The following is a 21,600-nucleotide window of genomic DNA, read 5'->3' as shown; positions in this document are numbered from 1 at the left end:
CTGTGAAACCCCAGTCACATAGTTATCTATGCTCCTGGGGATTTTCTTCGTTTGCCGCCGCGATGCAGATTGAATGATTTTGTGTAATAAAGTGGCCTGGACAGACTCATGCAATCGTAGGCCTGATAAGCGCAGCGCCATCAGGCATTCTGAGTCTTATGTGCAGACTGAACGCGTAAATGATGCAGTGCGCGCAGGCACTGATCCTGATTGAGCTTTTGCGTCTTATCACCCGTCAACGTTCTGATAAACACCTGGCACGGTACACCGGCAAGTTTTTTCAGCCGTGGGCTGAAATCGAGCAGACGGCGAGTAATGGCTTCGGCCTCTTTGCTGCCGGAAGCGGCGCGAGTTTTTACTACCGAACCACAGAAATGGGCTTTTCCTTTATCATCCGTATAGCGGTAAATAATCGCCAGATAATGATTAAACAGGTTATGTTTCCATTCGGGTTGTGTATAAGAGTCGTATTCCAGATTGTCGTTTTGCTGGCAATCCACATCGTACAGCGGCAGGAAATCCAGCAGCGATGTAATTCGTAGCGCTAAATCCCGCATGCCAGCATTATTTATTGCATGAATAATTGCATGCGCCAACACCTGAATCTGTAATTCATTAACCAGTAATTCATCTGTTTTCCCGTCATGTAGCGTCAGAGAAAATGCTAAGTTTTCCCCTTTATCATCCACTAACGTCAGTGAATCTATGCGACGGTTAATATCCGCATTTTTTAGCTCATCTTCCTGAATTAACGGAATGTTTTCGTGCATCTTCTTGCTGGCTTTCTCGCATTCTTTCTCATACTGCACACGCTTGTCTTCGCTTAGTTGATGTTTGGTGGATAGCCTGCTTTCCAGAGCAATAAGCAAGTCTCTTAGCCCAAGCGGAGAAAGAAAAAACAACGACTCCTTATTTCTTGGCTCTTTTATCTTTAATGCCAAAGCAACAAATTCATTCTTTTGACGAATAACGCCGGTATTAACGCCCTTAATACTTATAGCCATAAAAGGTTCTCCCTAACCATATATTTATAAATGCTCTGCATTTGAAACTATTGATAAAATTTACGAATGAATGATTTTACAGCGCTAATTAAAATAGCACATATTAAAAGTGCGGCTCCACCTGCAGGGATATTAAATAATCGTGATCGATAGCGAGTGTCCGGAATCGGACACTCAATAATGGTTATTGTTGGCGTAACTGCAGGTCCAACGGCGTTTTACTTGGCTCTCCGCCAATTTCACGCGCCAGTTTGGGGACCATGTAACCGGAAACCAGTGTCAGGAGTTCACGCATAATGTGACGCGCTTCATCATCGCTGACCATAAAGTGGGCGGCACCCTGTACTTTATCCAGCACGTGCAGGTAATAGGGCATCACACCGGCATCAAATAGTGCGTTGCTAAGGTTAGCCAGGGTTTGTGCGTTATCGTTCACGCCACGCAGCAATACGCTTTGGTTGAGTAGCGTAACGCCCGCGGCGCGCAGACTACTCATCGCCTGGCGAAACGTCTCATCAACTTCATTGGCATGGTTAATGTGATTGACCAGCAGAATCTGCAGCGTGGAGCGCGCAAAACGTTCGACCAGTCCTTCGGTAATGCGCGCAGGGATCACTATCGGCAAACGGCTGTGAATACGCAGGCGTTTAATGTGCGGAATGGCTTCCAGTTGCGTGAGCAACCAGTCCAGTTCGTGGTCTTTGGCCATTAACGGATCGCCACCAGAGAAGATGATTTCATCCAGCTCAGGATGCGCGGTAATGTAGTCGAGAGCGACCTGCCAGTTGCGTTTATTGCCTTGGTTTTCGGCATATGGGAAGTGTCGACGGAAGCAATAGCGACAATTCACCGCACAACCGCCTTTGACCAGCAACAGTGCCCGATTGCGATATTTATGCAGCAGACCGGGAACCACACTGTGCTGTTCTTCCAGCGGGTCGGTTGAGTAGCCTGGCGCGGCAACAAACTCTTCCTGGGAGGTAATTACCTGACGCAAAAGCGGATCGTCCGGGTTACCTTTCTCCATGCGGGCAATAAACGCGCGCGGCACGCGCAGGGCGAAAAGCCGTCTCGCATCGCGTCCGGCCAACAGTTTTTCATCTGCGTCTATATTCAAAAGATGCAGAAGTTCATCGGGATCGGTCACAACATCGGCAAGTTGCGATAACCAATCTTCTCTGGATGGGGTATTTAGGGTTACAATATGCGCCATTTTGTGGCTTAGCTACCAGTTAACAATTTTCAGAGGGCCTTATGGCAACGTACTATAGCAACGATTTTCGTGCTGGTCTTAAAATCATGTTGGACGGCGAACCTTATGCGGTTGAAGCCAGCGAATTCGTTAAACCAGGTAAAGGCCAGGCGTTTGCGCGCGTTAAGCTGCGTCGCCTGCTGACCGGTACTCGCGTAGAGAAAACCTTCAAGTCTACTGACTCCGCTGAAGGCGCAGACGTAGCCGACATGAACCTGACTTTCCTGTATAGCGACGGTGAGTTCTGGCACTTTATGAATAACACCACTTTCGAACAGCTGGCTGCTGACGAGAAAGCGGTAGGCGATAACGCTAAATGGCTGCTGGACCAGGCTGAATGCATCGTGACCCTGTGGAACGGTCAGCCGATCTCTGTAACTCCGCCGAACTTCGTTGAGCTGGAAGTTGTTGAAACCGACCCAGGTCTGAAAGGCGATACCGCTGGTACTGGCGGCAAACCGGCTACCCTGTCTACCGGCGCAGTCGTTAAAGTTCCGCTGTTCGTACAGATCGGCGAAGTGATCAAAGTGGATACCCGCTCCGGCGAATACGTTTCTCGCGTAAAATAAGTCTTCCATTTGATCTTATGGCGCAGGTTGCTGCGCCATACTTTTTCCAGGGCAGGAATGATGAAACGTCTTCTCGGTCTTGTAATGCTACTCCTTTTCACCAGCACCCTCCTGACGGGATGCAATACCGCGCGCGGCTTCGGTGAAGACATCAAACATCTTGGCAATTCAATCTCTCATGCTGCCAGCTAATCATTTCATATAGTCTTAAAAACGGTTGTTTATCCATCACACTCCCAGATCTTGTCTATTATTAAGTAGCTATACACAAACAATATTGGCTAGAAAAGGAAGACGTTATGGTTAAGAAGACAATTGCTGCGATCTTTTCTGTGTTGGTACTTTCTTCCGTTTTAACCGCGTGTAATACCACACGAGGCGTAGGACAGGATATTTCTGAAGGCGGTAGCGCCATTTCTGGTGCAGCGACAAAAGCTCAGCAATAATGAAGAACGGTACGACGTCGTGTCGTACCGTTAATCTCACTTCCCTGGGAGTGACAGAAACGGCGAGAAGCGGTTCCCCAGGTGCAGTTTCATACGGATATTCCGCTTATAGGTGTAGACCGTTTTGCCATGTATGCTGAGTGCGGCGGCAATGGCATTGTTACTCACACCATCCATCCACATTGATAATACTTTCTCCTCCTGCGGCGTAAGCAAAGGCGTGGCGTTTTTGGGTATTTCTAATGCGGGGCGAACCTGAAGTGCTTCCTGAATTGTGTGGGAGAGTGTGTTCAGCGTGGTGTGCTTGGTCAAGACCGAATGGGCGACGGATTGAGAGGGCGCGATGGGGGCATGCTGTCTATCTGCTGATTGCAGTAAAATCAGTGGGATGACGCCACAACTCATAAAAAAAGGGTTAATTGGCGGACTGGAGTGCGTCTCGCTAATAAAACTGTATAAATCCGCGATCACCAGATGCGGTTTCCATTGCAAAATATGCTCTTTTGCTAACAGGAGATTATTGATTCCTGATACCAGAAATGAAGAGCTGAACCTGCCAGAATGATTAAGCAAGGCCTCTATCCCTGTGCGGGTAAAGTGGCACCGGTCAATCACTAAAATTTTAAGCATAAACGTTTCGCATTCAGAAGAGGGGCAATCGACTTTCCGGTTTCAGAAAGCCCTTCATCATAGAGAACTCCGATGAGTGCCAAATGCGGGAACTACGCCGCTAATTATGCTTAATTCTTGCTTTTAGCAGGCAGTGAATAAAAAGGTTGAAATTCATTTTCTTCCGGGCAAAAATGCCATTTCACACATCAGCTTTGTAGGACGACCTGCAAACGCTTCTTTCACCGGGGACGGCCCCATTGTTCTGGAGCCTGATATGTCCTGGATCGTTTTATTAATTGCAGGTTTGCTCGAAGTCGTCTGGGCGATTGGCCTGAAATATACCCACGGTTTTACGCGTCTTACGCCAAGCATTATCACTATTGCGGCGATGATCGTCAGTATTGCCATGCTCTCCTGGGCAATGCGCACATTACCTGTAGGAACCGCTTATGCGGTCTGGACCGGCATTGGCGCCGTAGGGGCGGCCATTACAGGGATTTTGCTGCTGGGTGAATCTGCCAGTCCGGCACGTTTGCTGAGCCTTGGGCTGATCGTTGCTGGCATTATTGGTCTGAAGCTGAGCACTCACTAAGCGCCAGGCTGTTTCACCCAAATCAGCTTATTCACCTCAAACCCTTCCCGGGTCGCGATGGCTAACATTTGCTGTTTCATTTCATCTGAAATAGTTGGAGTCCGTGAAAGGATCCACAGGTAGTCGCGATCCGGACCGCAAACCAGCGCGTGACGATATTCCCGGTCGAGTGCAATTACGTTATACCCACCATAGAAGGGGCCGAAGAATGATACTTTAAGCGCGGCCGTGCTTGGGTCGCCGGTGAAATAGGCTTTCCCTTCCGTTTTCTGCCACATCTCCCTGTCAGGGTTATAGCCCTTGTTAATAACGTTGATGCCGCCGTCGTCGCGCAAGCTGTACGTTGCGGTCACTTTATCCAACCCGCGCTCGAAACGATGGTCGAAGCGCGCAATTTCATACCATGTTCCCAGATAGCGTTTGGCATCAAAGTTATTCACCACGGTAACGCCTTTCGGCGGTGTTGGGGAGCTGCAAGCGACAACCAGGAATGCAGCCGTAACTGCAGCAACGACGGGCAGAATGCGCATAGTGTTTTCCTTACTGTTTTTTGTTAAGTGTAGATGACAGCAGGGAAAAAAGAGCAAGAAAGGAGGTCCGATTTACCGGACCCCTCTGTCAGTTATTGCAGTTTTTCAAGAATGCGCCAGGCCGCCTCGACGCGAGCCGGGTTGGGGTAGCTTTTGTTTGCCAACATTACGATGCCAAGGTTTTTTTCTGGAACGAAGGCAACGTAGCTGCCAAATCCGCCTGTGGATCCTGTTTTATGCACCCATGAGGCTTTCACGGCAGGTGCTGGCGGGTTTACCTCAACGGCGGGAAGCGCTGCCAATGCCACTTTGCTGTCGCTGCCGTTGATGATCGAATCAGCTTTCAGCGGCCAGTTCAGCATCTCCCAGCCTAATCCCTGGTACATATCACCAATACGCCAGTAACGAGACTGCGCAAGCTCAATGCCCTGCTGGAGCGTTTTCTCCTGAACGTGGCTGGCGTCCATGTTGGCCTGAACCCAGCGGGCCATATCGATAACGCTGGATTTCACGCCATAGGCTTCGGCGTCAAGTTGTCCCGGAGAAACGTGTACAGGCTTCCCTTCGCGATAGCCCCAGGCATAATTTTTTTGTTCGCTTTGCGGAACCGTAATCCAGGTATGCGCCAGTTTTAATGGTTGCAGGACGCGTCTGGTCATTGCCTCTTCGTAGCTCATACCTGAAGGTTTCACCGCCAGCGCACCAAACAGACCAATGCTGGAGTTAGCGTAAAGACGCTTAGCGCCCGGAGTCCATTGTGGTTGCCAGTTTTGATAAAAGCGCAGTAATGCGGCTTTATCCGTAACGTCATCGGGGATCTGCAGCGGCAGGCCACCCGCTGTATAGGTGGCTAAGTGCAGCAGGCTGATACCCCGCCACTGTTTGCCTGTCAGTTCTGGCCAGTATTTCGTGACCGGATCGCTGAGCTTAATTTCGCCGCGGGCGATAGCGTCGCCGCCCAACACGCCGTTAAACGTCTTACTGACCGACCCTAATTCAAACAGCGTTTGCTGCGTGACTGGGTGGTTATTGGCGATATCGGCTTTACCCCAGGTAAAGTAATAAGGTTTCCCCTCGTAGATAATTGCCACGGCCATGCCCGGAATAGCCTGCTCCTGCATCAGTGGTGTGATGGTGCGGTTAACGATATCGGCAATTTGTTGTTCTGTTTTTGCGGCAGCAAACGTGGAGAAAGAGGCTGTCAGCAGCAGCGCGCAGCATATCGATTTTTTCATCATGAAATCAGTTCCGTAATTAAAAGCAAAAGGGTGTCCGGGCCCGTCAGACGCAATCAGTGTGTTTGATTTGCACCGTGTTGACAAACGGTTAAATTTAGCAGCAGATATAAGTTTTTCTAACAGGCTTAATGATGACGCGTAGCTATATCCCTCTTAACTCGCTGCGGGCTTTTGAAGCCGCGGCCAGACATCTCAGCTTTACCCGCGCTGCGATTGAGCTCAACGTGACGCATTCTGCCATCAGCCAGCATGTAAAATCGCTGGAGCAGCAGCTGAATTGTCAGCTTTTTGTGCGCGGTTCTCGTGGATTAATGTTGACGACTGAAGGGGAAAGTCTGTTACCTGTACTTAATGACTCCTTCGATCGTATGGCGGGGATGTTGGATCGTTTTGCCACTAAACAGACCCAGGAAAAACTTAAAATTGGCGTAGTGGGAACCTTTGCTATCGGCTGTCTTTTCCCGCTGTTGAGCGATTTTAAGCGCAGTTACCCACATATTGATTTGCATATTTCTACCCATAACAATCGCGTGGATCCCGCCGCCGAAGGGCTGGATTATACCATTCGCTACGGTGGGGGAGCCTGGCACGATACCGATGCGCAATATTTATGTAGCGCGCTGATGTCTCCGCTGTGTTCGCCAACATTGGCTTCGCAGATTCAAAAGCCTGCGGATATCCTGAAATTTCCGTTATTACGATCGTATCGGCGGGATGAATGGGCGCTTTGGATGCAGGCGGCCGGAGAGGCGCCTCCGTCACCGACGCACAATGTGATGGTGTTTGATTCGTCAGTCACCATGCTGGAAGCCGCTCAGGCGGGGAGCGGTGTGGCAATTGCGCCAGTCAGAATGTTCACGCATTTGCTCAGCAGTGAACGTATCGTTCAGCCTTTTTTAACGCAGATTGATTTGGGAAGCTACTGGATAACGCGTTTGCAATCTCGCCCGGAGACGCCCGCGATGCGTGAATTTTCCCGTTGGTTGACCGGGGTGCTGCACAAATAAAAAAGGCCCGCCAATGGCGGGCCTGATAATTAACGCATGTACTTAGATGGTCAGAATACCAATCGCCGTTACAACGGTCAGGATAGCTGCCAGTCCGTAGAATACCCATTTGCCAGCCGGCACGTGGATTTTCAGGTCATGCATCGCGTGGTGCATACGGTGTAAACCACACCACAGCGGCAGAACGATCATCAGGAACAGAAACGCACGTCCGATGAAGCTCTGAGCGAATGCCAGTACGCGTTCATAGCTGAAAGCATCAGGAACAAAGCCCAGCGGCAGCATAATGCCTACCAGCAGGATCATTACCGGCGCAATGATTGCGCTCCACATACCGCCTGCACCAAACAGGCCCCAGAATACGGGTTCGTCAGAGCGTTTTGGATTTGGATTAATCATTCCGGACTCCTTACCAGAACAGGGCAACAAACAGTATGACTACTGTAGCAACCACAGTGACTGCCCAGAGACCTTTGATGATCGGCTCTGGCCCCATTTTTTCGTCTTTTACGATGATGTTGGCTGCTTTTGGTGCCAGCTCAAACCAGGTTTTGGTATGCAGCAGCGCTGCTGCCAGGGCGATAATGTTAAGGATTACCACCACCGGGTTTTGTAAAAAGGCGACAAAGCCCATCCAGGACTCTGCACCATGCTTGAGTGCAAACAGGCCGATAATCAGTTCAATGCTGAACCAGACTGCCGGGACTGCCGTGCCTTCACGCAGCATGTAAAAACGATAAAATGGCAGCTTTTTCCACCAGGTGGACGTCATTGGCCGCACATAGGCTTTACGTTTAGTCGTCATCGTGCACTCCTTAGCGTGGTTTCAGGGTAGCGATAAGAAAGTCTTTTGAACTTTCAACTTTACCCTGCTGAATGGCCGCAGCCGGATCGACGTGTTTCGGGCAGACTTCGGAGCAGTAGCCCACGAAAGTACAGGTCCAGACGCCGTTCGGGCTGTTCAATTGAGCCATACGCTCCTTCTTACCGTGGTCGCGGCTATCTTCGTTGTAACGATGCGCCAGCGTAATCGCAGCCGGTCCAATGAACTCAGGGTTCAGGCCGAACTGCGGGCACGCGGCGTAGCACAGACCACAGTTGATGCAACCAGAGAACTGATGATACTTCGCCATCTGCGCCGGAGTCTGGGTGTTTGGCCCCTGATCCGGTGTACGCGGGTTACCGATGATGTACGGTTTGATCGCTTCCAGGCTTTCGATAAAGTGCGTCATGTCGACGACCAGATCGCGCTCAATCGGGAAGTTACCCAGCGCTTCAACCTTCATGCCGTTTGTGTAATCACGCAGGAAGGTTTTGCACGCCAGTTTCGGTACATTGTTGACCATCATGCCGCAGGAGCCGCAGATTGCCATACGGCAGGACCAGCGGTAGCTCAGGTCCGGTGCCAGGTTATCCTTGATGTAGCCCAGCGCATCCAGCAGTGACGTGGTTTCATCATAAGGAACTTCGTAGAAAGCACTGTGCGGCGCGGTATCGGTTTCCGGGTTATAGCGCACCACCTCAACTTTCAGGTTTTTCATCTCAGCCATTCGCCTTCTCCTTCTTATCGGCTGCTTCCGCTTCTCCACCGTAAACACGTTTAGCCGGTGGCAGAGTGGTGATTTTCACGTCGCTGTATTCCAGGCGAGTCGTCCCGTCAGCATCGCGGAAGGCGAGGGTGTGTTTGAGGAAGTTCACGTCGTCACGCTCGGTGCAGCCTTCATCCAGACGCTGGTGCGCGCCGCGGGATTCTTTACGTGCCAGAGCGGAGTGCGCCATACATTCAGCAACGTTCAGACCGTGACCCAGTTCGATGGTGTACAGCAGGTCGGTGTTGAAGACGCTGGAAGTATCAGTGATACGTACGCGCTTGAAGCGCTCCTGCAGTTCCGCCAGCTTATCAACGGTTTTCTGCATGAGTTCCGGCGTACGGTAGATACCGCAACCTTCTTCCATGGAAATACCCATTTCGTCACGGATCTTAGACCAGTTTTCGTTACCTTCCTGGTTAACCAGATCTTTCAAGCGTTTTTCAACGCCAGCAACCTGTGCATCCAGAGCAGCACTGTTTGCAGCGCCAGCCGTTGCAGCGCGTTCCGCAGCTTGTTCACCGGCCATACGACCGAAGACCACCAGTTCCGCCAGAGAGTTGGAGCCCAGACGGTTAGCGCCATGCAGACCAACAGAGGAACATTCGCCGACAGCGAACAGACCTTTAATGCGGGTTTCACAGTGCTGATCGGTTTCGATACCGCCCATGGTGTAGTGTGCTGTCGGACGTACCGGGATCGGTTCTTTAACCGGATCGACACCCACATAGGCTTTCGCCAGTTCGCAGATGAACGGTAAACGTTCGAGCAGTTTTTTCTCGCCGAGGTGACGCAGGTCCAGGTGAACCACATCGCCACGCGGAGTGGAAATGGTGTTGCCTTTGCGCCATTCGTGCCAGAAAGCCTGAGAAACTTTGTCGCGCGGACCGAGTTCCATGTATTTGTTTTTCGGCTCGCCCAGCGGGGTTTCCGGACCCATGCCGTAGTCTTGCAGATAACGGTAGCCGTTTTTGTTGACCAGGATACCGCCTTCACCACGGCAACCTTCTGTCATCAGGATACCGGAGCCTGGCAGACCCGTCGGGTGATATTGAACGAATTCCATATCACGCAGCGGAACGCCGTGGCTCAGCGCCATGCCCATACCGTCGCCGGTTACGATGCCGCCGTTGGTATTGTAACGGTAAACACGACCAGCGCCGCCCGTTGCCATTACGACTGCGTTAGCACGGATCTGCACCAGCGTGCCTTCCATCATGTTCATGGCAACCAGGCCGCGGGCATGACCCTCGTCCACCAGGATATCCAGAACGAAGTGTTCGTCAAAGCGCTGAATCTGCGGGAACTGCAAAGATGTTTGGAACAGCGTATGCAACATGTGGAAGCCGGTTTTATCTGCGGCAAACCAAGTACGCTCGATTTTCATGCCGCCGAAGCGACGTACGTTGACGCTACCGTCTTCACGACGGCTCCATGGGCAGCCCCATTGTTCCAGTTGCGTCATTTCAGTTGGGCAGTGGTGGACAAAGTAATCCACGACATCCTGCTCACATAGCCAGTCTCCGCCTGCTACCGTATCGTGAAAATGGTAGTCAAAGCTGTCATGATCCTGCGCGACAGCAGCAGAGCCGCCTTCGGCAGCAACGGTATGGCTGCGCATTGGGTACACTTTTGAGATCAGTGCGATTTTAGCGTTGGGATTTGCTTGTGCGGCAGCAATTGCAGCACGTAATCCCGCGCCACCGGCGCCTATAATGGCAAGATCGGCTTGAAAGGTTTGCACGACATTCCTCCAGATTGTTGTTATTTCATCCCCGCCTGAAATCAGATGCTTCATCGGCTTCAAACAGGTTATGAACGCGTTTCCACTGCTCCTTTATAGGTACAATAGTATAGTCTTAGGGATGTGCGGGAAATTTGACGTGTTCGATTTTTTTAGCGTGTCACAGGGGGGAATTATCATTGAATTTGATTAATTTAATTACTAAACCACCCTATGTCGCTTTTTTTATCCAATTGCCAGTGCTGATTACTGCTGCCTGAAATTTGTCTCGTTAGCGCGATACGAGTAGACTTCGTGCCCTTGTCTTAAATCGGAGAAACAACCATGAGCGAAACGGCAACCTGGCAGCCGAGCGCGTCCATCCCCAATCTGTTAAAACGTGCAGCAATTATAGCGGAGATTCGCCGCTTTTTTGCCGATCGTGGCGTGCTGGAGGTTGAGACCCCTTGTATGAGTCAGGCAACGGTAACGGACATCCATCTGTTCCCGTTCGAAACACGTTTCGTTGGCCCTGGACACTCTCAGGGGATGAATCTCTATTTAATGACCAGCCCTGAATACCATATGAAGCGCCTGCTGGTGGCAGGGTGCGGCCCGGTGTATCAACTGTGCCGCAGCTTCCGTAATGAAGAGATGGGGCGCCATCATAACCCTGAATTCACCATGCTTGAGTGGTATCGTCCGCACTACGATATGTATCGGCTGATGAATGAGGTAGATGATTTGCTCCAGCAGGTGCTGGACTGTTCGCCTGCGGAAAGCCTCTCTTACCAGCAAGCCTTCCAGCGTCATCTGGAGATAGACCCGCTGTCTGCGGATAAAACCCAACTGCGGGAAGTGGCGGCGAAATTGGATCTCAGCAATATCGCCGATACCGAAGAAGACCGGGACACCTTACTGCAGCTGCTGTTTACGATGGGCGTTGAGCCACATATTGGTAAAGACAAACCGACGTTTGTGTATCATTTCCCGGCCAGCCAGGCATCACTGGCGCAAATCAGTACCGAAGATCACCGCGTGGCTGAACGTTTCGAGGTTTATTACAAAGGTATTGAGCTGGCAAATGGTTTCCATGAATTGACCGACGCGCGTGAACAACAGCAGCGGTTTGAACAGGATAACCGCAAACGCGCCGCACGAGGCTTACCGCAGCAACCTATCGATACCAACCTGCTGGAAGCGCTGAAAGTAGGCATGCCGGATTGCTCAGGCGTGGCGCTGGGTGTTGACCGTCTGGTGATGCTGGCGCTGGGCGCAGAGAGCCTGGCCGAGGTTATCGCATTTACCGTCGATCGCGCATAACTTACTCTTCCGCAATACAAAGTGGCGGCTTAATCGCCACTTTGTAGCATATTTTTTCATTTCCCCTCTAATAGCCACAATTTACACCTGGATATTTGATATCGTTTAGGTATCAATTCTGTGTTGATTTTTTTATCGCTGAACTCTGCAAAGAGAGCAGTGCCAACCGGTGAGCGGCGTTTGCTAAACGCTTGCCAGAGTAAGGGATGGTTTAATGACCCAAACAATAAAAAAGATGAGCCTGCCAGGTCTCATTCTCATGATATTTACGTCAGTTTTCGGTTTTGCTAATAGCCCCTCCGCATTCTATTTAATGGGGTATAGTGCAATACCGTGGTATATATTTTCTGCATTATTATTCTTTATTCCATTTGCTTTAATGATGGCGGAAATGGGGTCTGCCTATCGGAAAGAAGAGGGGGGAATCTATTCGTGGATGAATAATAGCGTTGGACCGCGCTATGCCTTTATCGGCACGTTTATGTGGTTTTCTTCTTATGTGATATGGATGGTAAGTACTGCGGCGAAAGTCTGGGTACCTTTTTCAACCTTCTTGTTTGGCGCAGACATGACGCAGCACTGGCGTATTGCAGGGCTTGAGCCTACGCAGGTTGTCGGGCTGCTCGCCGTCGGCTGGATGATTCTGGTGACCTGCGTGGCATCCCGGGGTATTAATAAGATTGCGCGTATTACGGCAGTAGGCGGAATTGCCGTAATGTGTCTTAATTTAGTTCTGTTGTTAGTGAGTGTCGCTATTTTGTTATTAACTGGTGGCCACTTTGCACAGGATATTAATTTTATCTCCTCACCTAATCCCGGATATCAGTCCGGGCTGGCAATGTTGTCATTTGTTGTGTTTGCCATTTTTGCTTATGGCGGAATTGAAGCTGTAGGGGGACTGGTTGATAAAACAGAAAAGCCAGAAAAGAACTTTGCTAAAGGCATTGTTTTTGCCGCTATTGTCATTTCTGTTGGTTATTCACTGGCCATCTTTTTATGGGGCGTTAGCACCAACTGGCAGCAGGTATTAAGCAATAGCTCGGTCAACCTCGGCAATATTACTTATATCCTGATGAAGAACCTCGGGATGACGTTGGGTAATGCGCTGCATCTTTCCCCTGAGACCGCGATGGTGATGGGCGTATGGTTTGCACGTATTACCGGGCTTTCAATGTTCCTTGCCTATACCGGCGCTTTTTTCACCCTCAGCTACTCACCGCTGAAAGCGATTATTCAGGGTACGCCGAAAGCGTTGTGGCCCGCGCCGATGACCAAACTGAATGCCGTAGGGATGCCGACGACGGCAATGTGGTTACAGTGCCTGCTGGTGAGCCTGTTTATCCTGTTGGTTTCATTTGGTGGCGATACGGCTTCAGCGTTCTATAACAAACTGACGCTGATGGCGAACGTATCCATGACGCTGCCGTATCTGTTCCTGGCGCTGGCGTTTCCGTTCTTTAAAGCCCGTCCGGGTCTGGAAAGACCGTTTGTTGTCTTTAAAACCCGAGCGGCGACGCTGCTGGCAACGGGTGTGGTCGTTCTGGTGGTGACGTTTGCCAACGTGTTCACCATCATCCAGCCGGTAATTGAAGCCGGGGACTGGAACAGTGCCTTGTGGATGACCGGCGGCCCGATCTTCTTCTCGCTGCTGGCGATGGCGATTTATCAGAACTACAGCCGTCGTATGGCGAAACTGCCGCAGTTGGCGACGGAGTAATCAAATTTATATTTAATCCGGCTCTCAGTCTACTCTGTAAGCCGGATTAACATTTTTATTTATAATAAGCATTTATGTTTTGTATGCTTTGTATTTTTATATAAAATTATTGTGTTCTTTGGTGATTATTTTTTTGTTTGCTCCATCACAAATTGTTTTATTTGCTGATAGTATTGTGTCTAGATTCAAGCGCTGATTTAAGTGAGGGGAGAATGAGTAACCTTATATTTTGCCAGGTTGATGAATTAGGTTTTCCTAAATGGAATGGTGTTGATTATTTTAGATGGCATTATCTTCCTTCTAACTGGACGTTCAGTACGGGGACGGCACATTTATGGTTATATAAAACATCTTGGTTGATTTACCATCGCGATATGCTTCGGCAATATGCCAGAGAGGCTCAAATACTTTTATTGTTACTTGCCGGTGTTGCGGCTGCTGAGGTTGGCGGAATGCCAGAAAGATTTAAACCAGTGGTGCTACAAATTAAAAAAAACCTGGAGGCTGTTTCAAAGAGAGGAGGCAATACCTACTCAAACTCTACTTCAGTAGGTTCTGTCGCTATACAATTAGGGGTTGCCGCCAGAACTATGGGAATCCGACCAGATCTTTTATCATCCTTTGAGCAGTTCCAACTTTCCCAGTGCTTACTAAACGACCGTTTCAACGTTAGAGTGGTAGCCTTTCATTTACGAGACCTTATACATTATGATTATCCTGACATAGGTGATACCACAAACTTAACCGATGAGCAGATAATTGTTGTAGGATCCAGATACAACCGCGGCACCGAAAGAAATAAGCAAGACATCATTGATTCCATTACAGCACCTATTGGATCTCATCAGAGAGAATACAGTGAATATGGTCGGCGTATTCTTGAAAAGGAAATCGCCTTAATGAAAATAATGAAAGGTCTATGATGAGCTGGAAATCATTTGTTCTTAACTTTATCTGGTTTGTTATAAGCATATTTTGGATAGATATGTTATCTGTTCAAGACAAAGAGTGGTTTATCGATGGTAGAGGAATTAATAATATTTGTGATGTGATGACATACCTTGAAAATGATGATATTCGCCCAGTTGGTGTTATAATGACCTTACCATTATTCATTCCATATATTTATGCTGTTATTCGGAAGAGGCAGCGCTCTTTTTGGCAATATTCTGTTATTGCTACAATGGTCTTCTACTGGCTATGGCGTTTTTTTATCCGATATCAGATTTGCTTCTGATAGTTTCGGGAAGAAATCAGCCACAAAAAGTGGCCGATGTAGAATGCACTTTCCGGTTTATAGGCTTCCCGCCGGGCGGCTGCCTCTTCCTGCAGAACTTAATGTTCTCCCTGTTTGCTTACCGCCGAGGCTTTCCAGACGCATCTGGAACGGTGGGAATGGCATATCAATACCATGCTCGCGGAAGCCTGCCAGAATCAGCTGGTGGATTTCATGGCGCAGCGGCATGCGATGCCCCATTTCAGCGGCATAAATACGCAGTTCGAAGATTTGAATTCCTTGTTGCAGGTCAACCAGGAAGACTTCTGGCGCCGGGTTATCGATAACCAGCGAGCAACGATGTGCGGCAGTCAGCAGGATCTGCGTAACCTCCTCGCTGTTAGCCTCCGACGGTGCCGGGATGGTTAACACCACACGGGTAACCGAATCGGATAGCGACCAGTTGATAAACTGTTCGGTGATAAAGGCTTTGTTGGGTACGATGATCTCTTTGCGGTCCCAGTCGCTGATAGTGGTGGCACGGGTATTAATTTTCGTCACGCTTCCGGTGAGATCGCGAATTGTAACCGTGTCGCCAATGCGGATTGGCTTTTCAAACAGGATAATCAGGCCGGAAATAAAGTTGGCGAAGATCTCCTGCAAACCAAAGCCCAGACCGACACCGAGAGCCGCCACCAGCCATTGCAGTTTGGACCACTCAATACCGATCATCGAGAAGCCCACCAGGCCGCCAATCAGCATCAGAAGATACTTAGTGATAGTGGTGATGGCGTAACCGGTGCCGGGGGTTAAATCCAGATGTTGCAGTAGCGCCAGCTCCAGCAACGCGGGTAGGTTGCGCACTAGCTGGGTGGTGATGATAAACACCAGAATAGCAATGAGCACCGCGCCCAGCGTTATCGGTTCTAAGCTTTCCACGCCCTGCACCGTGGAGGTGACATCCCACAACGAGATGTTTTCCAGGAAGCCGAAAGCGGAATGAATTTCTGACCACAGCACAATGACCGAGAGCAGGGCGATAAGCATCAGGATAGAACGTACCAGGCGCAGCGATTGCGCGCTGATTGCATCCAGATCCACTTCGCTTTCATCTACATCGATCGTACCTTCAAGGCTGGTTGAATGAGGTGGTTCCTCTTCGCCCCGCGCACGTTGCGCCAGCATTTCGGCGCGTCGATGTTTGGCGCGGTCAAACGCAAGGCGGCGGCGCTGAATTAGCATCCAGCGGCGGATGACGTGATACACCACCAGTAATAAGAACCAAATCGCCACGGATGTTTCCAGACGTGCCAGCAGGGCTTGCGATGTGGCGAGATAACCCACTGCCGCAGCGAGAATGGCAATCAGCGGCGCGCCCATCAGCATATTCCACAGCATACTATTGACCATGTTATCGCTGTTGCCCTCTTTATCGAGGTACAGCGGTATCCCGGCGCGTTTCAGGCTCAGGGTCACGACCGCCAGCGCACCGCAAATCAGAATAAAGCACAGACGTCCCAGTGAGGCGGAGAATTCCCGGTCATTGAGATTATCAAACATAATCACCGCCATGATCAGCGGAACAATCAGTCCGATGCTCATCAGGTAGTAGTGCATGGCTTTCGCGACGCGGTTACGTGGCCAGCCAAAGTGGGCAATGAACAGACCGTTGGGACGCGCAAAGGTGGCGCAAATCATTACCGCCCATAGCATAGGCACCGTGGCGGTAACGCCATCGCCGATAGCAACAGCCAGCGGGTAAGGCCAGGCTTCCTGCAACCCGTAACCGAGCGTTGCCCATAACACCGGCAACGGAGAAGCGACGAGTATTGACCAGAATACCGTGCGTATTGTCAGCCAGAAATGGTCCTGGGTGACTTTCCCGACTCGCGCGGACGAGCGTTCAAGGAAACGGGTGAAGTGCTTGCGCGAAGAGAGGCTAAAGCCAACCAGCACCAACGCCGCGAACAGCGGCAATAGTGTTTCTTTGCTGGTCAGCATCATGACGCTGGCTTTACCCAACTGATTAAACGTATCTAATGAGATCAAACGCCGCAGATCCTGAACGATGTCGACAGGCCAGGAGAGCGAGATGGGACTGACGTCTGACGTCCAGAACAGATAGCGGTGCGTTGCTTCGTTGACCTCTTTTAGCGCATCTTCCAGTTGGCTGTTGGAGACTTTGAGCTTGGTCAGCTCAAGGATCAGCGTATCGCCGCCCTGTAACAATGAGTTCAGCAGCTCGCGCTGGGTGCGTAGCTGGGCGTTGAGAATACTGCTCTGTTCAGCGGTCAGAGGTTGTCCATCGGCCTGATGAATTTGACGCAGCTGCGGCTGTTTGTTGAGGAGATCCTCATAGCGCATACGGTGCACGCGAAGCTGCGCCATTTCGGTATCCAACTGCTGGGGCTTGGGCATTTCCGGCAGACGGGATACCTGCGCGCGCAGCGCTTCTCCCAGCATATTTGAAACCCCAAGCCACTGAGACTGCTCTCGCAGCGTATTCAAGGCCTGGCGGACCTGCAGCGTTTGGCTGGCAGCCTGACGCTGCTGCGAGGCGACCAGGTCCATACGTTGCGCCTGTTGGTTCAAGGCCTGAGACAGCTCGCGGTTAACCTTGAACTGATCGACAATACCTTCCGGCAGTCCCGCGCTGTTTTCCGCCAGCAGTTCGGTACTTTCCAGCGCTCGCTCTGCTTCGCGCTGGCGCTGACTGTTGAGTTGATTGCGCAAAGCCTGCAGGTAAGTGTCGAGTTGTTGACTCTGCTTTTCCGCCAGTTCGGAGCGCATACGCGCCAGTTCCTGACGGTTATTGGCGGAAAGCTGTGCCAGCTCCAGTTCATCGACCAGGGCTTTAAGTTTGGCGGATTCAGCTTGCATCGCCTGATTCTGCGCGGAATTGCCGTTGGCGGTACCAATGCGGCGCTCAAGCTCATTGAGCTGGCGGCGGGCATCTGTTTGCTGTTGAGGAAGCTGGCTTAACGAGTCGGCGATTTCCCGGGCGCGATCCTGCTCCTGCTGGGCCTGACGACTCTTTTCCAACAGTTGGCTGCTAACCTGGAGGATCTCCTGGTTTAAGGCATCGGTAGAGAGCCCGGTTGGTACATTGCGCGGTTCATCGCGCAGGTTACTAAGCTGTGCGCGTAACGTTGCGGACAGCTTGGGGAAGTTATCAATAACCTGCTGATATTGCTGGGCGCGCTCGAGAGAGCCTTTCCGCTCCTCAAGGGCATTCAGCGCGGACTGGAGCGCCTCGACGGTTTCTGGCTGAGCGGGTTTTGCCGCTTTTGCCTGCTCCAGTTCCTGGGTGAGTTGTTTGGCATCGGGGGCCGTCGCAGCGTACGCCCCCAGGCTGAGGCACCAGGCCATCAGAAAAGTGATAATCAGGCGCACAGCAGCGATTCCTATGTTTAACTTTCGTCTTTTTTGTCGTCAACCAGCGGGCTGGCGTCGTGTTCTGCTTCGATCTCTTCTTTCGTCAGCGGGGTCGGTTCTGCCTCTGGCGTCACGAAAGTCTCGGTCGAGATGGCCATTGGTTGGCCGATTTTGGTCACGGAAAGATCCTGCAACTGCTCAACCAGGTTAACTTTGCCAGGTGCGAACAGGTTGATGACGGTGGAACCGAGCTTAAAGCGGCCCATTTCCTGACCTTTCAACAGCGCTACCGACCCTTCGCTTTCGCCTTCCGGCCAGGTCCAGCGCTTGATGACGCCTTCACGCGGTGGAGTAATGGTGCCAGCCCATGTGGTTTCAATGCTGCCGACGATAGTCGCGCCGACCAGAATCTGCACCATCGGACCAAATTCGGTATCAAACAAACAGATTACGCGTTCGTTGCGGGCAAACAGGTTCGGTACGTTTTGCGCAGTCAGGATGTTTACAGAGAAGAGATCGCCCGGCACATACATCATTTCACGCAGGATACCGTTACACGGCATGTGTACACGGTGGTAATCGCGTGGAGACAAGTAAGTGGTTACAAACGTACCGTTGCGGAATTTGTCCGCCATCTGATAGTTGCCAGCCAGCAGTGCTTCAAGGGTATAGCTGTGCCCTTTAGCCTGCAGCAATTTGTCTTCTTCGATATTGCCTAACTGGTTGATCACGCCGTCAGCGGGCATGACCAGTACGTTTGGATCTGTATTAATTGGGCGAGCATCGTCGCGCAGCGGGCGAACAAAGAAGTCGTTAAAGGTGCGATAGCTGGCGGTGTCCGGCTTTTGCGCCTCTTTCATATCGACCTTGTAATATTTCACGAACAGATCGATAACCAATTTGGTCAGCCATCCCGCTCGTTTGCTCGCACCCCAACCCGCCAGGCGAGTGAGCCATAGTTTCGGCAGAATGTATTGTAGCGAAAGCTTAAATGAGTTTAACAAGGTAGCCTCCAGGCCATAATTTGTTCCCGATCCGGCATGTGGACCGGATCCTGAAAAAAGGGGGACGATTCTAGCGATGCTTAGCTTAGTTGTCAGTTGTCTGTATCAGAAAAGTTTTTACGCGTTTTTACCTGCGCCATGCTTTCCAGGATGCGGTGATAATTTTCAAACCGGGTTTCGGCTATGGCCCCTTTTTCTACAGCCTCACGGATAGCGCAGCCTGGATCGGTATCATGCTTGCAGTCGCGGTATTTGCAATGGCCCAGGTAGTCATGAAATTCGACAAAGCCATGCGTGATTTGTTCCGACTCCAGATGCCACAGTCCGAACTCACGTACGCCAGGGGAGTCGATAACGTCGCCGCCGTGCGGGAAGTGATACAGGCGAGAGGCCGTGGTAGTGTGCTGTCCAAGACCGGAGTTGTCGGAGACATCGTTGGTCAGGATCTCTTCCTGCAGGCCGAGAAGATTATTGAGCAGGCTGGATTTACCTACGCCCGACTGACCGGCAAAAATGCTGATGCGATCGGTTAATGCTTCTTCAAGCGGTTTCAGGCCGTCTTTAGTACGGCTGGATACCATCAACACCCGATAGCCAATGTCGCGATAGATATCCATCTGTTCGTTAACGAAGGCCATGCCTTCATCATCAAGCAAATCGATCTTATTCAGTACGATAATTGGTTCAACATGTAGCGTTTCGCAGGCTACCAGATATCGGTCGATAATATTGAGTGACAGCTCGGGTAAGATGGCTGAGACAATAACGATCTGGTCGATGTTGGCGGCAATAGGTTTTACCCCGTCGTAAAAGTCGGGACGTGTCAGTACCGAGGTACGATCGTGTACCGCTTCAACGATACCTTTGACATTCACGCCTTCAGCCGCCGCTTTACCTGGGCGCCAGACTACGCGATCGCCAGTAACCAGCGAGCGAATTGTACGGCGGATGTTGCAGCGGTGAATTTCACCGTCAGCAGACTCTACGTCGGCATGCATGCCAAAACGGCTGATAACGATGCCTTCAGCGGTTTCGCCAAACAGGTTGTCGTCGTAGTCGGGCTTCTCCGTGGACGTTTTGAGACGACGCTGGTGATTGGCGTTCACACGGCGCTGTTGGCCTTTGGAGAGTTTATTCTTACTCAATCGGACTGGCTCCTGGTCGCCCATGATGGGCAAAACATTTATGATACACACAATTTTAGATCAATGTAGTCACACTGAATGTGACGCTGAAGGGTGGAAAATAGCATGAGTGCCAATGAAAACAACCTGATTTGGATCGATCTGGAGATGACAGGTCTGGATCCCGAGCGCGATCGCATTATTGAGATCGCCACGCTGGTGACGGATGCCAACCTGAATATTCTGGCAGAAGGACCGACAATTGCGGTGCACCAGTCCGACGAACAACTGGCATTAATGGATGACTGGAACGTACGTACGCACACCGGTAGCGGGCTGGTGGAACGCGTGAAGGCGAGCACCATGGGCGATCGTGAAGCAGAACTGGCCACGCTGGCTTTTTTGAAAGAGTGGGTTCCGGAAGGGAAATCACCTATCTGTGGCAACAGCATCGGCCAGGATCGTCGTTTCCTGTTTAAATACATGCCGGAGCTGGAGGCGTATTTCCATTATCGCTATCTTGACGTTAGTACGCTCAAAGAACTGGCGCGTCGTTGGAAGCCGGAGATCCTGGCTGGCTTCACCAAGCAGGGAACGCATCAGGCGATGGACGACATTCGTGAATCTGTTGCTGAGCTTGCTTACTATCGCGAACATTTTATTAAGCTTTGATTTTGTTCTCCGGTGGCTTGCGTCACCGGCTTTTTGACGCTAAATTGTTCAGCTTGATTGCAAAGTAATCACTTGAACGAATTTTCGAAAAAAACGTATTCAAGGGGGTTGCAGCTAAACGGATTTCTCGTATAATGCGCCTCCCGTAACGACGCAGAAATGCGAATTACGACAGCAACAAATTTGCGGGAATAGCTCAGTTGGTAGAGCACGACCTTGCCAAGGTCGGGGTCGCGAGTTCGAGTCTCGTTTCCCGCTCCAAAATTTGAAAGTGTTTATTAAGCACAGACGCACCCAAGCGGGAATAGCTCAGTTGGTAGAGCACGACCTTGCCAAGGTCGGGGTCGCGAGTTCGAGTCTCGTTTCCCGCTCCAAAATTTGAAAGTGCTTATAAGCACAGACCACCAATCGCAGTATTTCGAATTGCGACAAGGCGGCAACTGAATGAGTCCTTAGGAGCTTACTGAAGTAAGTGACTCAGGCGAATGAAGGCAGCCAACGCAGTAGCGGTTCGAAAGACGAAGATTATGCGGGAATAGCTCAGTTGGTAGAGCACGACCTTGCCAAGGTCGGGGTCGCGAGTTCGAGTCTCGTTTCCCGCTCCAAA

22 protein-coding genes and 3 tRNA genes are annotated in these 21,600 nt (G+C 50.8%); 13 read left to right on the top strand and 12 right to left on the bottom strand.

Features of this window, described 5'->3' with window-relative positions; genetic code table 11:
• Positions 1–140 precede the first annotated feature (140 nt).
• Both yjeJ and epmB read right to left on the bottom strand, forming a co-directional pair.
• Positions 141–1,004 carry a YjeJ family protein gene (yjeJ, locus tag OGV98_RS21750; RefSeq protein WP_048234120.1) on the bottom strand — a complete coding sequence of 288 codons (864 nt, stop codon included), beginning with the start codon at positions 1,002–1,004 and terminating at the stop codon, positions 141–143.
• 184 nt (positions 1,005–1,188) lie between these two features.
• Positions 1,189–2,217 (bottom strand): EF-P beta-lysylation protein EpmB, encoded by a 1,029-nt coding sequence (gene epmB, locus OGV98_RS21745; RefSeq protein ID WP_193338979.1) that lies wholly within the window; start codon positions 2,215–2,217, stop codon positions 1,189–1,191.
• Positions 2,218–2,258: 41 nt separating this feature from the next.
• Here epmB and efp point away from each other — a divergent pair, with 41 nt between their 5' ends.
• The 3 genes from efp (at position 2,259) to ecnB (ending at position 3,271) form a co-directional block, all read left to right on the top strand.
• Positions 2,259–2,825 carry an elongation factor P gene (efp, locus tag OGV98_RS21740; RefSeq protein WP_003025478.1) on the top strand — a complete coding sequence of 189 codons (567 nt, stop codon included), beginning with the start codon at positions 2,259–2,261 and terminating at the stop codon, positions 2,823–2,825.
• A 57-nt stretch (positions 2,826–2,882) separates the two neighbouring features.
• Positions 2,883–3,017: a lipoprotein antitoxin entericidin A gene (ecnA, locus tag OGV98_RS21735; RefSeq protein WP_003830568.1), complete on the top strand. Its 135-nt coding sequence runs from the start codon at positions 2,883–2,885 to the stop codon at positions 3,015–3,017.
• Between the two features lie 107 nt (positions 3,018–3,124).
• A complete protein-coding gene (gene ecnB, locus OGV98_RS21730) occupies positions 3,125–3,271 on the top strand; it encodes a lipoprotein toxin entericidin B (RefSeq protein WP_003025482.1) in 147 nt (48 codons plus the stop codon).
• 36 nt (positions 3,272–3,307) lie between these two features.
• On the opposite strand, the gene OGV98_RS21725 is transcribed toward ecnB, so the two are convergent.
• Positions 3,308–3,901 (bottom strand): helix-turn-helix transcriptional regulator, encoded by a 594-nt coding sequence (locus tag OGV98_RS21725; protein ID WP_202580837.1) that lies wholly within the window; start codon positions 3,899–3,901, stop codon positions 3,308–3,310.
• Positions 3,902–4,157: 256 nt separating this feature from the next.
• Between OGV98_RS21725 and sugE the strand changes: the two genes are divergently transcribed.
• Complete coding sequence (sugE, locus tag OGV98_RS21720) at positions 4,158–4,475, top strand: quaternary ammonium compound efflux SMR transporter SugE (protein WP_000118520.1); 318 nt, start codon at positions 4,158–4,160, stop codon at positions 4,473–4,475.
• Here the strand turns inward: sugE and OGV98_RS21715 are convergent.
• Together OGV98_RS21715 and OGV98_RS21710 are read right to left on the bottom strand one after the other, a co-directional pair.
• Entirely contained in the window at positions 4,472–5,005 is a 534-nt protein-coding gene (locus OGV98_RS21715; protein WP_003025522.1) for a lipocalin family protein, read from the bottom strand. The two genes, sugE and OGV98_RS21715, sit on opposite strands and share 4 nt — an antisense overlap.
• Before the next feature lie 92 nt (positions 5,006–5,097).
• The gene (locus OGV98_RS21710) at positions 5,098–6,243 is read right to left on the bottom strand and encodes a class C beta-lactamase CMY-48 (RefSeq protein ID WP_044699195.1); all 1,146 of its coding nucleotides are present in this window, start codon (positions 6,241–6,243) and stop codon (positions 5,098–5,100) included.
• Positions 6,244–6,374: 131 nt separating this feature from the next.
• Here OGV98_RS21710 and ampR point away from each other — a divergent pair, with 131 nt between their 5' ends.
• Complete coding sequence (ampR, locus tag OGV98_RS21705; protein WP_286552128.1) at positions 6,375–7,250, top strand: LysR family transcriptional regulator AmpR; 876 nt, start codon at positions 6,375–6,377, stop codon at positions 7,248–7,250.
• Positions 7,251–7,292: 42 nt separating this feature from the next.
• Here ampR and frdD read toward each other — a convergent pair whose 3' ends face one another.
• Genes frdD through frdA form a run of 4 tightly spaced genes read right to left on the bottom strand, consistent with a single transcriptional unit; the run spans position 7,293 to position 10,583 of the window.
• A complete protein-coding gene (gene frdD / locus OGV98_RS21700; RefSeq protein ID WP_003025535.1) occupies positions 7,293–7,649 on the bottom strand; it encodes a fumarate reductase subunit FrdD in 357 nt (118 codons plus the stop codon).
• 10 nt (positions 7,650–7,659) lie between these two features.
• Positions 7,660–8,055, bottom strand: a complete 396-nt coding sequence (gene frdC, locus OGV98_RS21695) for a fumarate reductase subunit FrdC (RefSeq protein ID WP_003025537.1) — start codon at positions 8,053–8,055, stop codon at positions 7,660–7,662.
• Positions 8,056–8,065: 10 nt separating this feature from the next.
• Entirely contained in the window at positions 8,066–8,800 is a 735-nt protein-coding gene (gene frdB, locus OGV98_RS21690) for a fumarate reductase iron-sulfur protein (RefSeq protein WP_003025540.1), read from the bottom strand.
• Positions 8,793–10,583, bottom strand: a complete 1,791-nt coding sequence (gene frdA, locus OGV98_RS21685) for a fumarate reductase (quinol) flavoprotein subunit (RefSeq protein ID WP_003025543.1) — start codon at positions 10,581–10,583, stop codon at positions 8,793–8,795. The genes frdB and frdA overlap by 8 nt, the downstream gene beginning before the upstream one ends.
• A 324-nt stretch (positions 10,584–10,907) precedes the next feature.
• Here frdA and epmA point away from each other — a divergent pair, with 324 nt between their 5' ends.
• The 4 genes from epmA (at position 10,908) to OGV98_RS21665 (ending at position 14,839) form a co-directional block, all read left to right on the top strand.
• Positions 10,908–11,885: an elongation factor P--(R)-beta-lysine ligase gene (gene epmA / locus OGV98_RS21680; RefSeq protein ID WP_003830517.1), complete on the top strand. Its 978-nt coding sequence runs from the start codon at positions 10,908–10,910 to the stop codon at positions 11,883–11,885.
• A gap of 214 nt (positions 11,886–12,099) precedes the next feature.
• The gene (gene yjeM, locus OGV98_RS21675; RefSeq protein WP_202580836.1) at positions 12,100–13,602 is read left to right on the top strand and encodes a glutamate/gamma-aminobutyrate family transporter YjeM; all 1,503 of its coding nucleotides are present in this window, start codon (positions 12,100–12,102) and stop codon (positions 13,600–13,602) included.
• Positions 13,603–13,814: 212 nt separating this feature from the next.
• On the top strand, positions 13,815–14,525 hold the full coding sequence (locus OGV98_RS21670; protein ID WP_286552100.1) for a hypothetical protein: 711 nt from the start codon (positions 13,815–13,817) through the stop codon (positions 14,523–14,525).
• Entirely contained in the window at positions 14,525–14,839 is a 315-nt protein-coding gene (locus OGV98_RS21665) for a YjeO family protein (protein WP_049002200.1), read from the top strand. Before OGV98_RS21670 ends, OGV98_RS21665 begins: the two co-directional genes overlap by 1 nt.
• Before the next feature lie 57 nt (positions 14,840–14,896).
• Here OGV98_RS21665 and mscM read toward each other — a convergent pair whose 3' ends face one another.
• From mscM to rsgA, 3 genes are all read right to left on the bottom strand, one after another.
• Complete coding sequence (mscM, locus tag OGV98_RS21660; RefSeq protein ID WP_003839472.1) at positions 14,897–18,211, bottom strand: miniconductance mechanosensitive channel MscM; 3,315 nt, start codon at positions 18,209–18,211, stop codon at positions 14,897–14,899.
• 17 nt (positions 18,212–18,228) lie between these two features.
• The gene (gene asd, locus OGV98_RS21655; RefSeq protein WP_003839474.1) at positions 18,229–19,197 is read right to left on the bottom strand and encodes an archaetidylserine decarboxylase; all 969 of its coding nucleotides are present in this window, start codon (positions 19,195–19,197) and stop codon (positions 18,229–18,231) included.
• Between the two features lie 92 nt (positions 19,198–19,289).
• Positions 19,290–20,342 carry a small ribosomal subunit biogenesis GTPase RsgA gene (gene rsgA, locus OGV98_RS21650; protein ID WP_286552098.1) on the bottom strand — a complete coding sequence of 351 codons (1,053 nt, stop codon included), beginning with the start codon at positions 20,340–20,342 and terminating at the stop codon, positions 19,290–19,292.
• A gap of 105 nt (positions 20,343–20,447) precedes the next feature.
• On the opposite strand from rsgA, the gene orn reads away from it, so the two are divergent.
• The 4 genes from orn (at position 20,448) to OGV98_RS21630 (ending at position 21,598) form a co-directional block, all read left to right on the top strand.
• Positions 20,448–20,993 carry an oligoribonuclease gene (orn, locus tag OGV98_RS21645; protein ID WP_003839477.1) on the top strand — a complete coding sequence of 182 codons (546 nt, stop codon included), beginning with the start codon at positions 20,448–20,450 and terminating at the stop codon, positions 20,991–20,993.
• Between the two features lie 185 nt (positions 20,994–21,178).
• A tRNA-Gly gene (locus tag OGV98_RS21640) sits at positions 21,179–21,254 on the top strand.
• A 37-nt stretch (positions 21,255–21,291) separates the two neighbouring features.
• Positions 21,292–21,367: transfer RNA gene (locus OGV98_RS21635), tRNA-Gly, on the top strand.
• A 155-nt stretch (positions 21,368–21,522) separates the two neighbouring features.
• Positions 21,523–21,598 (top strand) — tRNA-Gly (locus OGV98_RS21630).
• Positions 21,599–21,600 lie beyond the last annotated feature (2 nt).

It is taken from the genome of Citrobacter sp. Cf136, from assembly GCF_030333815.1.
Lineage (GTDB): Bacteria > Pseudomonadota > Gammaproteobacteria > Enterobacterales > Enterobacteriaceae > Citrobacter > Citrobacter freundii.
This window is presented reverse-complemented; position numbering and strand designations above follow the sequence as displayed.

Excerpts from the sequence above, each read along its gene's own strand:
- frdB (WP_003025540.1), bottom strand. The coding sequence starts at position 8,800 with ATGGCTGAGATGAAAAACCTGAAAGTTGAGGTGGTGCGCTATAACCCG.
- frdD (WP_003025535.1), bottom strand. The coding sequence starts at position 7,649 with ATGATTAATCCAAATCCAAAACGCTCTGACGAACCCGTATTCTGGGGC.
- frdC (WP_003025537.1), bottom strand. The coding sequence starts at position 8,055 with ATGACGACTAAACGTAAAGCCTATGTGCGGCCAATGACGTCCACCTGG.
- epmB (WP_193338979.1), bottom strand. The coding sequence starts at position 2,217 with ATGGCGCATATTGTAACCCTAAATACCCCATCCAGAGAAGATTGGTTA.
- OGV98_RS21710 (WP_044699195.1), bottom strand. The coding sequence starts at position 6,243 with ATGATGAAAAAATCGATATGCTGCGCGCTGCTGCTGACAGCCTCTTTC.
- OGV98_RS21715 (WP_003025522.1), bottom strand. The coding sequence starts at position 5,005 with ATGCGCATTCTGCCCGTCGTTGCTGCAGTTACGGCTGCATTCCTGGTT.
- epmA (WP_003830517.1), top strand. The coding sequence starts at position 10,908 with ATGAGCGAAACGGCAACCTGGCAGCCGAGCGCGTCCATCCCCAATCTG.
- OGV98_RS21670 (WP_286552100.1), top strand. The coding sequence starts at position 13,815 with ATGAGTAACCTTATATTTTGCCAGGTTGATGAATTAGGTTTTCCTAAA.
- yjeM (WP_202580836.1), top strand. The coding sequence starts at position 12,100 with ATGACCCAAACAATAAAAAAGATGAGCCTGCCAGGTCTCATTCTCATG.
- efp (WP_003025478.1), top strand. The coding sequence starts at position 2,259 with ATGGCAACGTACTATAGCAACGATTTTCGTGCTGGTCTTAAAATCATG.
- yjeJ (WP_048234120.1), bottom strand. The coding sequence starts at position 1,004 with ATGGCTATAAGTATTAAGGGCGTTAATACCGGCGTTATTCGTCAAAAG.
- OGV98_RS21665 (WP_049002200.1), top strand. The coding sequence starts at position 14,525 with ATGAGCTGGAAATCATTTGTTCTTAACTTTATCTGGTTTGTTATAAGC.
- ecnB (WP_003025482.1), top strand. The coding sequence starts at position 3,125 with ATGGTTAAGAAGACAATTGCTGCGATCTTTTCTGTGTTGGTACTTTCT.
- sugE (WP_000118520.1), top strand. The coding sequence starts at position 4,158 with ATGTCCTGGATCGTTTTATTAATTGCAGGTTTGCTCGAAGTCGTCTGG.
- ecnA (WP_003830568.1), top strand. The coding sequence starts at position 2,883 with ATGATGAAACGTCTTCTCGGTCTTGTAATGCTACTCCTTTTCACCAGC.
- orn (WP_003839477.1), top strand. The coding sequence starts at position 20,448 with ATGAGTGCCAATGAAAACAACCTGATTTGGATCGATCTGGAGATGACA.
- OGV98_RS21725 (WP_202580837.1), bottom strand. The coding sequence starts at position 3,901 with ATGCTTAAAATTTTAGTGATTGACCGGTGCCACTTTACCCGCACAGGG.
- ampR (WP_286552128.1), top strand. The coding sequence starts at position 6,375 with ATGACGCGTAGCTATATCCCTCTTAACTCGCTGCGGGCTTTTGAAGCC.